Annotated in this window: 2 protein-coding genes; both read left to right on the top strand. The window is 74.2% G+C overall.

Features of this window, described 5'->3' with window-relative positions; translation table 11 throughout:
• Nucleotides 1-7 precede the first annotated feature (7 nt).
• A complete protein-coding gene (locus BAY60_RS07385; RefSeq protein ID WP_112280016.1) occupies nt 8-13450 on the top strand; it encodes a non-ribosomal peptide synthetase in 13443 nt (4480 codons plus the stop codon).
• A complete protein-coding gene (locus tag BAY60_RS07390; protein WP_112280017.1) occupies nt 13447-13641 on the top strand; it encodes an MbtH family protein in 195 nt (64 codons plus the stop codon). Before BAY60_RS07385 ends, BAY60_RS07390 begins: the two co-directional genes overlap by 4 nt.
• The last annotated feature ends 222 nt before the right edge of the window (nt 13642-13863 follow it).

The following is a 13863-nucleotide window of genomic DNA, read 5'->3' on the forward strand; positions in this document are numbered from 1 at the left end:
TCCCCCGATGTCGGGTGCTCCGCTCACCAGTGCGCAGTCCGGGATCTGGCTGGCTCAGCAGATCGCACCGGACGACCCGCTCTACAACATCGCCTGGTATCTCGACGTTCACGGCGAGGTCGACCTCGGCAGGCTCACCGCGGCGACGCGGCAGGCCGTGGCCGAGGCCGAGAGCGTGCACGTGCGGTTTCCCGGCATCGGGGGTACGCCCCGCCAGGTGCCCGCTCCGGCCGACCCGGAGCCGCGCCTGCTCGACTTCCGCGGCGAGGCGGACCCGGAGGCCGCCGCGACGGCCTGGATGCGCGCCGAGCGCCGCGTTCCCACCGACGTCGAACGCGGTCCGCTGTTCGCGCACGCGCTGCTGCGGCTCGCCGACGACCGGCTGTGGTGGTACCAGCGCTACCACCACCTGGTGATGGACGCCTACGGCTGCCTGCTCGTCACGCAGCGCGCGGGACAGCTCTACGTGGACGGCACGGAAGAGCCGACGTTCGCGCCGCTCAGCGCGCTCGCGGACGCGGACGCGGGCTACCGCGCGTCCGAGCGATACACAGTGGACCGCGAGCACTGGCTGGCCAGGTTCGCCGACCGGCCCGAGCCTGCCAGGCTCGTCGGGCGCGGCACCGGGGCCGAGGTCCTCCGGCGGACCACCGAGCTGTCGCGCGAGCGCACCGACGCCCTGCGGGACCTGGGTGAACGGCACGGCGTGCGGCTCTCGCGCGTCGCGCTCGCCGCCGTCGCGGCCTACACGCACCGCGCCACCGGGGCCACCGACATCGTGCTCGGCGTGCCCGTCCCGGCCCGCACCGGTCAGGCCCGCCTCGCGCCGGGCATGGCCTCCAACGTCCTGCCGCTGCGCCTGACCGTGCGGCCTTACACCACCCCGGCCGAGCTGCTCGCCGCCGTGGACGCCGGTGTCCGCGAGCTGACCGCGCACAGCCGCTACCGGGGCGAGGACCTGGCCAGGGAGCTGGGCTTCGCCGACGGGCTCGCCCAGCTCGTCGGGCCGACGGCCAACTACATCGGCTTCAGCCGGACCCTGAGGTTCGGCGGCCTTGCCGTCGACTTCCGCGACCTCGCCCTCGGCCCGGTCACCGACCTGTCGGTGACACTGTGCGAGCGGTGGGCCGACTACGGCCTCCTGATCGAGCTGGACGGCGCCTGCGACGAGGAGGAGCTGGCCGAGCACGAGCGCCGGTTCCTCGCGACACTGGACGCCCTGCTCACCGCGCCGGACCGGCCGCTCGGCACCCTCGACCTCGCCCGGCCCGCCGCGTTCGGCGTGGAGGAACGCGCCGTCGACGAGCTGACCTGGCCGGAGGCGTTCGAGCGGCAGGTCGCGCGCACCCCGGACGCCGTCGCGGTGGTGTGCGAGGACGAGACGCTGACCTACCGCGAGCTGAACGCCTCCGCCAACCGGCTCGCCCGCCACCTGCGGGAACGCGGCGTGGGCTCCGAGGACGTCGTGGCCGTGGAGCTCCCGCGCTCCGCCGACCTCGTGGTCGCGCTGCTCGGCGTGCTCAAGGCGGGAGCGGCGTACCTGCCGCTGGACACCGACCACCCGCGCGAGCGGCTGGACTACCTGGTCGCCGACGCGGGTGCGACGCTCACGCTGTCCACTCTGGATCACGCGGCGCTGGCGGCCTACGACGACGGCGACCTGGGGCTGCCGATCCCGCTCGACGCGGCCGCCTACGTCATCTACACCTCGGGCTCCACCGGCAGGCCCAAGGGCGTCGTCGTGTCGCACGAGGGCATCGGGAGCCTCGTCGCCACCGCCGTCGACCGGCTCGGCGTGGACGCCACGAGCCGGGTCGCCCAGTTCGCCTCGGCCGGGTTCGACGTCGCCGTCTGGGACCTCACGATGTCGCTGTGCGTCGGGGGACGCAGCATCGTCGTGCCCGCACAACGGCGGGTCGCCGGGCCGGAGCTCACCGAGTACCTCGCCGAGCACGGCGCCACGCACATGATCCTGCCGCCGTCGCTGGTGGCCGCGCTGCCGCCGGACTGCGAGCTGCCCGAGGGCGCCGTGCTGGTGGTGGGCACCGAGACCGTGCCGCCGGAGCTGGTCGCGCGCTGGGGCAAGCGCCTGCGTGTGGTGGCGGCCTACGGGCTCACCGAGGCGACGGTCAACTCGACGTTGTGGCTCGCCGAGCAGGACTGGACGGGACCGGTGCCGATCGGCCGGCCCGACCCGAACACGCGCGCCTACGTGCTGGATGCCGCGCTGCGGCCGGTGGGCGTCGGCGAGGTCGGTGAGCTGTACGTCGGCGGGCGCGGCCTCGCCCGCGGCTACCGCGGCAGGCCGGGGCTCACGGCGGAGCGGTTCGTCGCCGATCCGTTCGGGCCGCCGGGCAGCAGGATGTACCGCACCGGCGACCGGGTGAGATGGAGGGCCGACGGGAACCTCGACTTCCTGGGCAGGGCCGACAACCAGGTCAAGATCCGGGGCTACCGCATCGAGCCCGGCGAGGTCGAGTCGGCGCTGATGGCGCATCCCGAGATCACACAGGCCGCCGTCGTCGTGCGGGAGGACCACCGGGGCGTCAAGCGGCTCGTCGGCTACGTCGTCGGCGACGCCGAACCGGCCGTGGCGAGGGCGTTCGTGGCGCGCAGCCTGCCCGAGTACATGGTGCCGAGCGTGGTGGTCGCACTCGACGGCCCGCTGCCGCTGACCCCCAACGGCAAGATCGACAAACCGGCCCTGCCCGAGCCGGACTGGACGGCGCTCGCGGGCGACGCCCAACCGGCCTCGCCCGCCGAGCACACGCTCGCCGCCCTGGTCGCCGAGGTGCTGGACCTGCCGTCGGTCGGCGTGCACGACAGCTTCTTCGAGCTCGGCGGCGACAGCATCGTCGCCATCCAGCTCGTCAGCAGGGCCCGCAGGGCCGGGCTCGCCATCACCCCGCGCGACGTGTTCGGCCACCGCACCGTCGCGGCGCTCGCCGCCGTCGCGGGCACCCCGGACGCCGCCGCGCGGGTCGAGCTGGACGACGACGCGCTGCCGGTGTCGCCGCTGCAGCCGGGCTTCTACTTCCACGCCACGGTCAGCCCCGACGACGACTCCTACGTCGTGCAGGAGGTGCTGGAGCTCGCCGGAGGCGTCGACCCCGCCGTGCTCAGGGCGCGGCTGCAACGCCTGCTCGACCGGCATCCGCTGCTGCGCGCCGGGTTCCGGCAGCTGCCCGACGGCCGGGTCGTGCAGCGCATCCCCGAGCACGCCGAGCTGCCCTGGCGCGAGGCCGACGACCTCGACACGGCGCTGGAGCAGGACCGCGCGCGGGGCTTCGACCTCGGCGCGCCGCCGCTGCTGCGGGCCACACTGGTCGGCGGCGCGACGCTCGTGCTCACCCTGCACCACATCGTGGCCGACGGCTGGTCGGTGTCCGTGCTGCTGCGCGAGCTGGCCACCGACGACCTGCCGCCCGCTCCCGACCACCGGGCCTACCTGGCGTGGCTGGCGACCCGCGACCGCGTGGCCGCGCAGCGGGCGTGGCGGGCCGCGCTGGCGGACGCGGAACCCACCCGGCTCGTCGCCACGCCACCCGCCCCACCCGGCAGCCTCGCCGTCGAGATGCCCGAACGGCTCGCCGGAGCACTCGGCGAGGTGGCCCGTGCCGAGGGACTGACCCTGAGCACGATCCTGCACGGCGCCTGGGGCCTGCTGCTCGGCGCGCTCACCGGGCGCACCGACGTCGTGTTCGGCAGCACCGTCTCCGGGCGCGGTGCGGACGTCGACGGCATCGAGAACGCCGTCGGCCTGTTCATCAACACCGTGCCCGCCCGGCTGCGGCTGGACCCGGCCGACACGGTCGGCACCGCCCTGCGGCGCTGGCAGGACGAGCAGTCCGCGCTGCTCGACCACCAGCATCTCGGCCTCGCCGACATCCAGCGCGGCGGCGGGGACCTGTTCGACACGCTCGTGGTGGTGGAGAACCAGCCCGCCGCGGCCGAACCCGGCGTGTTCGACGACGTGCGGGTGCTCGACGCCGTGCACTACCCGCTGGCGCTCATCGCCCACCCCGGGCAGCGGCTGCGGCTGGAGATCAAGCACCGCACCGGCGAGGCGTTCGCCCGCGACGTCGCCGAGCGCTACCTGCGGGTGCTCGCCGCGCTGACCGAGCCCGCCAGTCCGGTGGCGGCCCTGGACGTGCTGTCCGCGCCGGAGCGCGAGCGCATCGCGGAGCTGAACAACACGGCGCACGAGGTGCCCGAACGCACGCTCGTGTCGGCGTTCGCCGAGCAGGTGGCCCGGACTCCGGACGCGACGGCCGTGGTGTTCGAGAACACCCGGCTGTCCTATGTGGAGCTGGACCGGCGTTCGGACGCGCTGGCGGCCCGGCTGCGGGCCAGGGGCGCGGGCCCGGAGCGGGTCGTGGCCGTGGCCGTGCCGCGCTCGGCGGAGCTCATGGTGGCGCTGCTGGGAGTGCTCAAGTCCGGTGCCGCCTACCTGCCCGTCGATCTGGACTACCCGGCCGAGCGGATCGCGTTCATGCTCGCCGACTCCGGGGCCCGGCTGGCCGTCACGCTGCCCGGCACCGAGCTGCCCGGCGACGTCGAGCGGCTGGCGGTCGACGGCGAGGACGTCGCCGCGCCGTCCGGTGACCCGGTGCACCCGGACCAGCCCGCCTACCTCATCTACACCTCCGGCTCCACCGGGCGGCCCAAGGGCGTCGTCGTCACGCACCGGGCGATCGTCAACCGGCTGGCGTGGATGCAGGGCCAGTACGGCCTTGCCGCCGACGACCGCGTGCTGCAGAAGACGCCGTCGAGCTTCGACGTGTCGGTGTGGGAGTTCTTCTGGCCGCTGCTCGAGGGCGCGGCCGTGGTGCTGGCCCGCCCCGATGGCCACCGCGACCCCGCGTACCTGGCCGGGCTCATCGAGGCCGAACGGGTCACGACGCTGCACTTCGTGCCGTCGATGCTGGCCGCGTTCCTCCAGGCCGTGCCACGCGGCGAGTGGCCGGCGAGCCTGCGGCGCGTGTTCTGCAGCGGGGAGGCCCTGCCCGCCGAGTCGGCGGCCCGCTGGGACGCGCTCACCGGCGTGCCGCTGCACAACCTGTACGGGCCGACCGAGGCCGCCGTGGACGTCACGTGGCATCCGTACTCGGACGCCGACGGCGGTGTCTCGGTGCCGATCGGCCGTCCGGTGTGGAACACCCGGCTGCACGTGCTCGACCCGCTGCTGCGGCCGGTGCCGGACGGAGCGCCCGGCGAGCTGTACCTGGAGGGCGTGCAGCTCGCGCGCGGCTACCACGACCGGCCGGGGCTCACGGCGTCGCGCTTCGTCGCGAACCCTTTCGGCTCGCCTGAGGACGCCGTCGCACGGAGTGCGTCGATGGGGGGCGGTGGCCGGGTGACGGGTGGGCGGATGTACCGCACGGGGGACCTCGTGCGCAGGCGCGCGGACGGAGCCGTCGAGTACCTCGGCCGCACCGACCGCCAGGTCAAGATCCGCGGCAACCGCGTGGAACTGGGCGAGATCGAGGCCGCGCTGGCGCGGCTGCCCGGCGTGGCGCAGGCCACCGTCGCCGCCCGCGACGGCGCGCTGGTCGGCTACGTCGTGCCCACGGCCGAGCCGGACGTCGACGGCTGGCGGCAGGGCCTCGCCGACGCCTTGCCCGCGAGCATGGTGCCCGGTGCGTTCGTCGTGCTCGACGCGCTGCCACTGACGCCGAGCGGCAAGCTCGACGTCAGCGCGCTGCCCGCGCCGGAGCGCGCCACCGGGCCGCGCGAGGCGCCGCGCGACGCGCGCGAGGCGCTGCTGTGCGAGATCGTCGCGGGGGTGCTCGGCCTGCCGGAGGCCGGGCCGGACGACGACTTCTTCGTGCTCGGCGGCGACAGCATCACCTCGATCGCCGTGTCGACGCAGGCCCGCGACCGGGGCCTGGACGTCAGCCCGCGCGACGTGTTCGAGCATCGCACCCCGGCCGCGCTGGCCGTCCACGCCGGCGACGGAGTGCGGGAGATCCCGGCGGACGCGGGGCGGGTCGAACTGACGGCCGAGCAGTGGCGCCGGGTGCGGGCGCTCACCCCGCACGAGGTGCGCGAGATCTGGCCGCTCTCACCGTTGCAGGAGGGCCTGTACTTCCACGCCAGCTACGACACCGGTGCCCTGGACGTCTACGTCTCCCAGGAGTGCCTGGACTTCGACCACCGGCTCGACCCGGCGCGGCTGCGTACGGCGTGCGCGACACTGCTCGCCCGCAACCCGAGCCTGCGGACCGGGTTCACCAGCGACGGGCTGCCGCAGCCGGTGCAGTTCCTCGTGGACGGCTGCGCGGTGCCGCTGCGCGAGGTGGAGGTGTCGCGCGAGACCGAGGTCGACGAGCTGCTGGCCGCCGACCGCAGGCAGCGGTTCGACCTGGCCACGCCGCCGTTGTGCAGGCTGTTGCTGATCCGGTTGCCCGGGGGGCGTGACCGGCTCGTGGTGACGCACCACCTCGTGCTGTGGGACGGCTGGTCGGCGTGGTTGTTCCTGGAACAGTTGCTGGCCTTGTACGAGCGCGACGGCGACGACAGCGGGCTCGCCGAGCCCGGTTCCTACCGCGACTACCTCGGCTGGCTGGCGGTGCAGGACGACGACGCGGCGTCGCGGGCGTGGCGGCGCGCGCTCGGCGGGCTGGCCGAGCCGACGCTCGTGGCGTCCGCCGACCGGTCGCGCGAGCCGGTGATCCCGGTCGACCACGAGGTCGTGCTGCCCGCGGAGGCGGGCGAGCGGCTGCGCACCGAGGCACGCCGCCACGGGCTGACCTTGAACACGCTGCTCAGCACGGCGTGGGGGCTGACGCTGTCGAGCATGGTCGGCCGCACCGACGTCGTGTTCGGCGCGGTCGTGGCAGGCCGTCCCGCCGAGGTGCCGAACGTCGGCAACGCCATCGGGATGTTCCTCAACACCATCCCCGCCCGCATCGCGTTCGACCCGCGCGAGCCGGTGCTGGACCTGCTGCGCCGCGTGCAGTCCGAGCGGGCCGCGGTCATGCCGTACGAGTACGTCGGGCTCGGGCGGCTGCAGCTCGAGGCGGGCCACCGGCAGCTGTTCGACACGCTGTTCGTGCTCCGCACCGACGACGGCGAGAGCAGGCTCGAGCGGTTGCGGGAGCGCCACGGCGTCACCGCGGTGTCCAACGTGGACGGCACGCACTTCCCGCTGACGCTCATCGTCACGCCGGAGGAACGGCTGCGGGTGACGCTGGCCGCGCGTCCCGACCTGTTCGGCACCGAGCGGGCAACCGCGGTGCTGGAGCGGTTCACGACACTGCTGGAGCGGCTGGCCGGCGACCTCGGCGCGCCGGTGGGCACGCTGGACCTGCTGCTGCCCCGCGAGCGCGAGGCGCTGGCCGCCGAGTGGACGGACCGGCCGATCGGCAACGACACCGTGGCAGACCTGCTCGCCGCGCAGGCGGAGCGGACACCCGAGGCGACGGCGCTGGTCTTCGGCGAGCACCGGCTCACCTACGCCGAGCTCGACGCGCGCATCAACCGGCTCGCCCGGTTCCTGCTCGCGCGCGGCGCGCGGCCGGAACGCGTGGTGGCGCTGGAGCTGCCGCGCTCGATCGACATGGTGGTGGCGCTGTTCGCCGTGCTGCGCACCGGTGCCGCGTACCTGCCGCTGGACCTCGACCATCCGGACGAGCGCAGGCGGCTGATGATCGAGGACGCCGACCCGCTGCTCGTGCTGACGGCGCCGCTGCTCGACGAGGTGCGCGCCGAGCTGGACGGCCTGCCGAGCGCGCCGATCGGCGACGACGAGCGGCCCGCGTTCGCCAGTGACGTGCCGCACCGGCTGGAGTACCCGGCCTACCTCATCTACACGTCCGGCTCCACCGGCAAGCCCAAGGGCGTGGTGACGCCCTACCGGGGCCTGACGAACATGCAGCTCAACCACCGCGAGGCCATCTTCGGCCCCGCCATCGCGTCGGCGGGCGGCAGGCGGCTGCGCATCGCGCACACGGTCTCGTTCGCCTTCGACATGTCGTGGGAGGAGCTGCTGTGGCTCGTCGAGGGCCACGAGGTGCACGTCTGCGACGAGGAGCTGCGGCGCGACGCCGAGGCGCTGGTGGCCTACTGCGACGAGCACCGCATCGACGTCGTCAACGTGACCCCGACGTACGCGCAGCTGCTCATCGAGGAAGGGCTGCTCGCGCGCCGGGTGCCGCCGCTGGTCCTGCTCGGCGGTGAGGCCGTGTCCGAGGGTGTGTGGCGCGCGCTCGCCGAGACGCCGGGCACCTACGGCTACAACCTGTACGGGCCCACCGAGTACACCATCAACACCCTCGGCGCGTCCACGATGGACAGTGCGACGCCCGCTGTGGGCAGGCCCATCCGGAACACCCGCGCGTACGTGCTCGACCCGTACCTGCGCCCGGTGCCGCCCGGCACGCCAGGGGAGCTCTACATCGCGGGGGTCGGCCTCGCGCGCGGTTACCACGACCGGCCAGGACTGACGGCGGAGCGGTTCGTGGCCGACCCGTTCGGCGAGCCGGGATCCCAGATGTATCGCACCGGTGACCTGGTAAAACGACGGCCCGACGGGATCATCGACTTCCTCGGCCGCACCGACGACCAGGTGAAGATCCGGGGCTACCGGGTCGAGCTGGGCGAGATCGAGGCCGCGCTCGCCGCACACCCGGACGTCACGCACGCCGCCGTGGTGGTGCGCGGGAACCGGCTCGTCGGCTACGTGGTGGCCGACGGCGACATCGAGTGGCGCGAGCACCTCAGGGCGCGGCTGCCCGACTACATGGTCCCGGCCGCCGTGCTGCGCGTTGAGCGCCTGCCCCTCACGGTCAACGGCAAGCTCGACGTCGGCGCACTGCCCGCACCGGAGACGGAGGACAGGGGCCCGAGCCGCCCACCGCGCACGCCGGAGGAGGAGCTGCTGTGCGGGCTGTTCGCCGAACTGCTCGACGTGCCGGGCGTGGGCATCGACGACAACTTCTTCGACCTCGGCGGGCACTCGCTGCTGGCGACGCGGCTGGTCAGCAGGGCCCGGTCGGCGCTGGGGGCCGAGCTGGCGATCCGCGACCTGTTCGAGGCGCCCACCGTCGCCGAGCTGGCGGGCCGCGCGGGCACCCCGGCCCGCCCCGCGCTCGTGGCCGCCGACCGCCCCGCCGAGCTGCCCGCCTCGCCCGCACAGCAGCGGTTGTGGGTCATCCAGAACATGGAGCACACGTCGGCGGCGTACAACTTCCCGCTCGTGGTGCGCCTGCGCGGAAGCCTCGACACCGAGGCGTGGCGGCGCGCGCTCGGTGACGTGGTGGCCCGGCACGAGGCGCTGCGCACCGTGTTCACCGAGCACGACGGGGTGCCCTGGCAGCGGGTGGTGGCCGCCGCCGCGCCGGAGGTCCAGGTGGTTTCTGCACGCGAGACGGAGCTGCCCGGGCTCGTGCGCGCGGCCGTGAACCGGCCGTTCGACCTGGCGCGGGAGCTGCCCATCCGGTGCACGATCGCCAGGGTCGCCGAGGACGACCACCTGCTCGTGCTGGTGCTGCACCACATCACCACCGACGAGTGGTCCGACCGGCCGTTCCTGCGCGACCTGTCGGCGGCCTACGCCGCCAGGCTGGGCGGGCACGCGCCGGAGTGGGAGCCGCTGCCGGTGCAGTACGCGGACTACGCGCTGTGGCAGCAGCAGGTGCTCGACGCCGTCGCCGACGACCAGCTCGCCTACTGGGAGTCCGCTCTGGACGGTGTGCCGGAGGAGCTGCCGTTGCCGACCGACCGGCCGCGGCCGGGGCGGCCCGCGTTCCGCGGCGCCGAGACCGAGATCGAGCTCGATCCGGACGCCTGCAAGCGGCTGCGGGCGCTGGCACAGGACACCGGCGCGAGCATGTTCATGGTGCTGCACGCGGCCGCCGCCGCGCTGCTGCACCGCGTGGGCGCGGGCGACGACATCCCGCTCGGGGCACCGATCGCCGGGCGCACCGACGAGGCGCTCGACGACCTCGTCGGGTTCTTCGTGAACACGCTGGTGCTGCGCACCGACCTGTCCGGCGCGCCGAGCTTCACCGAGCTGGTGCGCCGGGTGCGGCACACCGCGCTCGCCGCGTTCTCGCACGCCGACGTGCCCTTCGAGGCCGTGGTGGAACGGCTGAACCCCGTCCGGTCGCTGGCGCGGAACCCGCTGTTCCAGGTGATGGTCGGCTACCACGCCCGGTCCGGCGAGCCGCTGACCCTGCCGGGACTGGCGGCCGAGTTCGTGCCGTTCGCGGCGGAGACGGCGAAGTTCGACCTCGTGTTCAGCTTCACCGACCGGCTCGACACCGGCCGGGTGCGCTGCCGGCTGGAGTACAGCACGGAGCTGTTCGACGCCGAGACGGTCGAGCGGCTTGCCCGCAGGCTCGACGCGCTGGTGCGGGCCGTGGCCGCGCGGCCGGAGATGCCGGTGCCGGACATCGACGTGCTCGGCGACGACGAGCGGCATCTCGTGCTGGAGGGCTTCAACGCCACGCGGCGCGAGGTGGACGAGGCGTCGCTGCCGGAGCTGTTCGCGCGGCGGGTGGCCGAGCGGCCGGACGCCGTGGCCGTCGTGGAGCGTTCGGCGTCGGTCACCTACGCCGAGCTCAACGCCAGGGCCAACCGGATCGCGCGGTTGCTCGCCGACCGTGGCGTTGGCCCGGAGAGCGTCGTCGGCGTCGCCGTGCCGCGTTCGATCGACACGGTGGCGACCGTGCTGGCGACGGTGAAGCTCGGGGCGGCGTTCCTTCCGCTGGACCTGACCCATCCGGGAGAGCGGCTGGCCTACCTGATCGGTGACTCCGGCGCGCGGCTGGTGGTCACCACCCCCGAGGCGGCTTCCGCGGTGCCGGACGTGGCGCCGCTGCTGGCGCTCGACGGCGAGATCGACCGCGACGCGTCCGATGTGGATATCGCCGTGACGTCGCTGGACCAGGCGGCGTACGTGATCTACACGTCCGGCTCCACCGGAAGGCCGAAGGGCGTCGTCGTGCCGCACGACGGCATCGCGAGCCTCGTGGCCACGGCCGTCGACCGGATGGGCCTCGAGCCCGACTCGCACGTGCTCCAGTTCGCCTCCATCGGGTTCGACGTGTTCGTGTTCGAGCTGGCCATGGCGCTGTGCCACGGCGGGCGCCTGGTGCTGATCCCCGGCGAGGCGCGCGTGGCGGGCCAGGCGCTCACCGAGTTCCTGCACGAGCAGGCGATCACGCACATGATTTTGCCGCCGTCGCTGGTGTCGGCGCTGCCTGCCGGATGCGAGCTGCCGCGCGGTTCGACGATCCTCGTGGGCACGGAGACGGTGCCGCCGGACCTGATCGACCGCTGGGCGGGCACCGTCAACCTCATCGCCGCCTACGGCCTCACCGAGGCGACGGTGAACTCCACGCTGTGGCCCGCCAAGCGAGGCTGGCAGGGGCCGGTGCCGATCGGGCGGCCCGACCCCAACACCGTCTGCTACGTGCTCGACGAGCGGCTGCGGCCCGTGCCGCCGGGGGTGGCGGGCGAGCTGTACGTGTCCGGGCGCGGCCTGGCGCGGGGCTACCTGGGCAGGCCGGGCCTGACGGCGGAACGGTTCGTGGCGAACCCGTTCGGCGAGCCCGGCTCCCGGCTGTACCGCACGGGGGACAGGGCGCGCTGGCGCACGGTTGAGTCGGACGCGGAGCGTCTCCGTTTGGGCGGTGGCGGGAGAGGGGCCGGCGGCACCCTCGACTTCCTGGGCCGCGTGGACGACCAGGTGAAGATCCGGGGCTTCCGGATCGAACCGGGCGAGATCGAGGCCGCGCTCACCGCGCACCCGGCTGCCGGCCAGGCGGCGGTGATCGCCGACCGCAGGGGCGACGTCGTGCGCCTGGCGGCCTACGTGGTGGCGGACGAGGAGTTCGACTGGCGCGAGCACCTGCGCACCCGGCTGCCGGAGTACATGGTCCCGGCGCTGGTGACCTGGCTCGAAGGGCCGCTGCCACTGACGCCGAACGGCAAGCTCGACCGCAGGGCCCTGCCCGCGCCCGACTGGGCGTCGCTCACCGGCGACGCACGGCCGCGTACGCCCGAGGAACACACGCTGGCGCGGCTGTTCGCCGACCTGCTGGAGCTGGACCGGGTCGGCGTGCACGACGACTTCTTCGAGCTCGGCGGGCACTCGATGGCGTCGATGCGGCTGCTGGGGCGCATCCGCTCGGCGTTCGGCGTCGACCTGACGATCACCGACGTGTTCGACGCGCCCACGGTGGCCGGGCTGGCCGCGAAGCTCGACGGCGCGTCGGCGAGCAGGCCGGTGCTGGAGCACGGGGAGCGGCCCGAGCACCTGCCCCTGGCGCCGGTGCAGCGCTGGCAGTGGACGCTGCACCGCGAGCATCCCGGCTTCGACCACGCGCTCGCCCTGCGTTCGCGGCAGGGCTTCGACGCCGCGGCGCTGGCGGCGGCCTGGCGGGATGTGGCCCTGCGGCACGAGCCGCTGCGCACCCGGTTCGCCGGGCAGCGGCAGGAGCTCACCGATCCGCCGGAGCTGCGCGTGGAGTCCGGTGCGGACGTCGAGACCCGGCTGGCCGAGCTGGCCGCGCAGACGCAGGACCTGACCCGGGAGCCCCCGGTGCGGGTGACGCTGCTGCGCGGCGACGCGGGCGAGGCGCTGCTGCTGGCGATGCACTACCTGGCCGTGGACGAGTGGTCGGTGGTGCCGCTGCTGCGTGATCTGAGCGCCGCGTACACGGCGCGGCTCGCGGGCGCGGAGCCCGGGTGGGAGCCGCTGCCGGTGAGCTACGCCGACTACACACGCTGGTCGTCGGCCCTGCCGGGCCGCGAGGAGCAGCTGGAGTTCTGGCGGCAGCGGCTGCGGGACGCGCCGCGGCTGTCGTTGCCGGGCGAGCGCGCGGGCGGTGTGCGAGGCGCGGGCACGGTGCCGTTGACGCTCGACGCCGAGCTGCACGCCGACGTCGACCGGCTCGCGCGGGCGCACGGTGCGAGCATGTTCATGGTGCTGCAGGCGGCACTGGCGACCGTGCTGTCGGCCAACGGCGCGGGGACGGACCTGCCGATCGGCACGATCGTCGCGGGCCGCACCGAGGAGGCGCTCGCCGATCTGGTGGGCTGCTTCTTCAACACGGTGGTGCTGCGCACGGACATGTCCGGGTCGCCGGGCGTCGGGGAGCTGCTGGCCCGGGTGCGCGCGGCGAACCTGGAGGCGCTGGAACGCCAGGACGTGCCGTTCGCCGAGGTCGAGCAGGCCGTCGGCTGGCGGCCGCGGGTGCTGATGGTGCACCACGAGCAGGCGCGCCTCGCCGAGCTGGAAGGCGGGCACGGTGCGCTGACCGCCGTGCAGGCGCCGGTGGCGAAGGCGGATCTCACGCTGAGCTTCTACGAGCCGCGCGGTGGCGGCGACGTGCACTGCTACCTGACGTACGCGCGGGACGTGCTCGACCCCGCCACCGTGGAACGGCTGGCGGACGAGCTGCGGACCGTTGTCGAGGACATGACGAGGAGGCGGAGATGACCAACCCGTTCGACGACCAGGACGGCCGGTTCTACGTGCTGGTGAACGACGAGGAGCAGCACTCGCTGTGGCCGTCGTTCGCCGAGGTGCCCGCGGGCTGGCGCATCGTGTTCGGCGAGGACAGCAAGGACGCGTGCCTGGCCTACGTCGAGGAGCACTGGACGGACCTGCGCCCGGCCAGCATCCGCTGACCCGGCCGCGAGTCCTGCACTCAGGCCCGCGAGTTCTGCACTCAGGCCCGCGAGTTCTGCACTCAGGTCATCGCCAGCCGGCGGCGGCGGGGTGTTGACCAGCGAGGGTGGGCGAAAGCATTTGCCGCGGTGCACGTACGGCCTGCACGATACCGGTCATGACTTCCACTCCAGCACGCCCGCTGCCGCCGACTGCCGCCGTCTGTGCGCGGGTCGCGCAGC

Origin of the sequence: Prauserella muralis, assembly GCF_003202285.1 — a bacterium.
GTDB classification, from domain to species: Bacteria; Actinomycetota; Actinomycetes; order Mycobacteriales; family Pseudonocardiaceae; genus Prauserella_B; species Prauserella_B muralis.